Origin of the sequence: Streptococcus entericus DSM 14446 (genome assembly GCF_000380025.1) — a bacterium.
Taxonomy (GTDB): Bacteria; Bacillota; Bacilli; order Lactobacillales; family Streptococcaceae; genus Streptococcus; species Streptococcus entericus.
In genome coordinates, this window is record NZ_KB904181.1 from 1 (window position 1) to 1,198 (window position 1,198).

A 1,198-nucleotide genomic window follows, 5' to 3' on the forward strand; every position below is an offset into this window, starting at 1 on the left:
CTTCAGCACCAGCCTCAGCGACAGCAGGTAAGAAGGGACTCCCTGCAACAGGCGATGCCCACACAGCTCTAGCCGCTGTCGGCGCAACAGCCCTCCTATCAGCCCTAGGCTTAGCCGGACTGAGAAGACGAGCTAGATAAGCTAATAAAAACTAGATTGGCATGAGCCAGTCTAGTTTTTTGAATGTTAGGACTGATGGTGATGTAACTGTTCAGCAGACTTTTCAAATTGGTATAGAAAACTCATCAAAATAGGAGATACAGAACATTCTTATGGTACGTTGTTGTGAAAAATTTTAATTTGCACAAAGATATAGAGATGACTTCAAAGAAATAGCAAAGTATTTTATGCTAAAAGGAGAGTTATTAGCTTTATCGTTTCAAAAAAAGTGTCAAGTAACTTTACTTTACAAAAAAACTATGGTAGAATAATAAAGTTGATGAAAATCAAATTAAACTTATCGGAGGATAAAAAGACATGGCAGTACCTGCACGTCGCACATCAAAAGCGAAAAAAAATAAACGTCGTACCCACTACAAATTGACCGCTAAAACGGTAAAATTTGACGAAATTACTGGTGATTACTCACGTTCACACCGTGTATCTTTGAAAGGATACTACAAAGGACGTAAAATCGCTAAAGCTGGCGAATAAGAGGGAGGATACAAATGCGCGTTAATATCACACTTGAACACAAAGAATCTGGTGAGCGTTTGTACTTGACGTCTAAAAACAAGCGTAACACCCCAGACCGTCTTCAGTTGAAAAAATACTCACCAAAATTGCGTAAGCACGTGATTTTTACTGAGGTAAAATAAGGTTTCATTACATTTCAGTAAACGCTGAAAACCTTGATTTTAAGCGATTCTTGAAATTTTGAAGTTCATTACATTGCAATATAAATCAATAAGAACTCTACCTTTTACTCTACCTTTTTTAGATGAATATATCATTTGGATATTGAAGTTAAGCCCTGCTATCATTTCGATGGCAGGGCTTTTTAATATTTGGTACACTAACTTTTTATCTATATTTTGGTGGAGCTGAAGTTGACATCTACAAAGTTTAATGTTAAAATACATTCAAAAATATATTTGAATAAGGTGTTTTATGATTCAAAATGTTGTTACTTCAATAATCCTGTATTCTGGGACAGCCGTAGACTTACTTATTATCCTAATGTTATTTTTTGCCAAAA

The 1,198-nt window shown here is 35.7% G+C and carries 4 protein-coding genes and 1 pseudogene; 4 read left to right on the top strand and 1 reads right to left on the bottom strand.

Going from position 1 to position 1,198, the window contains the following annotated elements:
• From A3GW_RS12215 to rpmG, 3 genes are all read left to right on the top strand, one after another.
• On the top strand, nt 1-140 hold a 140-nt coding region (locus tag A3GW_RS12215; RefSeq protein WP_149036282.1), incomplete at its 5' end, for an LPXTG cell wall anchor domain-containing protein.
• Between the two features lie 337 nt (nt 141-477).
• Nucleotides 478-654, top strand: a complete 177-nt coding sequence (rpmF, locus tag A3GW_RS0107685; RefSeq protein WP_018368706.1) for a 50S ribosomal protein L32 — start codon at nt 478-480, stop codon at nt 652-654.
• 14 nt (nt 655-668) lie between these two features.
• Nucleotides 669-818, top strand: coding sequence for a 50S ribosomal protein L33 (gene rpmG / locus A3GW_RS0107690; protein WP_002262412.1), 150 nt, complete (start codon nt 669-671; stop codon nt 816-818).
• Nucleotides 819-857: 39 nt separating this feature from the next.
• Here rpmG and A3GW_RS12055 read toward each other — a convergent pair whose 3' ends face one another.
• Nucleotides 858-1,082, bottom strand: a complete 225-nt coding sequence (locus tag A3GW_RS12055; RefSeq protein ID WP_083907129.1) for a FanG protein — start codon at nt 1,080-1,082, stop codon at nt 858-860.
• A 28-nt stretch (nt 1,083-1,110) separates the two neighbouring features.
• Between A3GW_RS12055 and A3GW_RS11545 the strand changes: the two are divergent.
• Nucleotides 1,111-1,198 (top strand): annotated as a pseudogene (locus A3GW_RS11545) (CadD family cadmium resistance transporter); the annotation flags it as partial.